Origin of the sequence: Clostridium paraputrificum AGR2156, assembly GCF_000424025.1 — a bacterium.
Classification (GTDB): Bacteria; Bacillota; Clostridia; order Clostridiales; family Clostridiaceae; genus Clostridium; species Clostridium paraputrificum.
Genome location: NZ_AUJC01000031.1, coordinates 1 through 1,241, shown reverse-complemented (window position 1 = coordinate 1,241; position 1,241 = coordinate 1). Strand labels below are relative to the sequence as shown.

2 protein-coding genes are annotated in these 1,241 nt (G+C 26.9%); both read left to right on the top strand.

Going from position 1 to position 1,241, the window contains the following annotated elements; all coding sequences use genetic code 11:
- Window positions 1-184 precede the first annotated feature (184 nt).
- Entirely contained in the window at window positions 185-958 is a 774-nt protein-coding gene (locus G594_RS0114555) for a hypothetical protein (RefSeq protein ID WP_027099232.1), read from the top strand.
- A 4-nt stretch (window positions 959-962) separates the two neighbouring features.
- A partial coding sequence (locus tag G594_RS19095) for a hypothetical protein (protein WP_034866917.1) occupies window positions 963-1,241 on the top strand: 279 nt, incomplete at its 3' end.

The window sequence follows — 1,241 nt, the reverse complement described above, 5'->3', positions numbered from 1 at the left end:
TAAATGGTTATTTTACATAATGCAAGAGAAACCTTATATTTATATAATTTTATAAATAACAAGCTCTAAATCCTCTCTACATATTTACAAATAAATTGAATTTTTTATATTATTTACAATTTATTGTGGTTATTGTATAATATTAGCTGTAATAAATCTGCATATAAATTAAGGAGATGATTTTTTGAAAAGGTTTACTTTAGCATTGTGTACTATTTTCTTTATTTTCTTAGGTGCTACAAATGTTTTTGCCTATGAAAATACTCAAAAATTTGTACAACCTGAAAAGTTATTAACAACAGAAGAATTAACAAATTTCTTTACTGAAAATAATATTCCTAAAGAAAAACAAGAAATACTAATTTGGAAGTTAGATAATAATATTTTATGGGATTGTTATAATGATGAAAAACTAAAATTAGTTCCTGATGATTTTTCAACTATTGATATAGATGGAATTGATAAAGAAAAATATTTTAGATTTGAAGATGGTTCTTTTATAAAAATAAGTTTTTCTAAAGGTGATAAAGGTCAAGTTATAAAAAATACTGCTTCACCTGATGGTATAACACCTTATGGATATGGTACTCATTATAAAAATCATCTCGTATCCCGTTCTGCCGGAACAACAACTGCTAGTTTTTATGCTACTTTTTTTGTTTCAGATTATAACTCAAGTATGATTTATACTAAAGAAAATTCAGGCGGAGTATATAATAGTCCTTTCGGTGGATCAGTTTATGGATTCGGAGCTACTGGAAATCCATCAATGGAAATGATAAGAGAACGTGAATCTTATGGTCAAGCAGCAACATTTAGAATGTACTGGTTTACTCAAGCAACAGTTAGTGGAACTTGGGGGGGCGTAAGTGGATCAATAAGTCCTGGTGGAACTTGCAATCTATACTTATGCATAAAAGATAGCAAAGTCACAATTGCTTCAACCCCAGTAAGGTAATGCTATGAATAAGTTTAATAAGATAATTCTTGTTGCTGTAGTTATAGTATTATGTAGTATAGCTTTTTTTGCAGGGAAAATTCAAAAACCAGTTGTCTATAAATTTGATATTATTGACCAAGATTTAAAGCTTACCAATTATAATATTGTTAAATTTAATAATTATTATTATGTTCCAGAAACTTATTCTATTGAAAAGATAGACACTACAAAAAACATAACTAATTTATCATTTTTAGTTTATAATGAAGATGAGTTGATTACAGATTTTGTTTTTGATTTT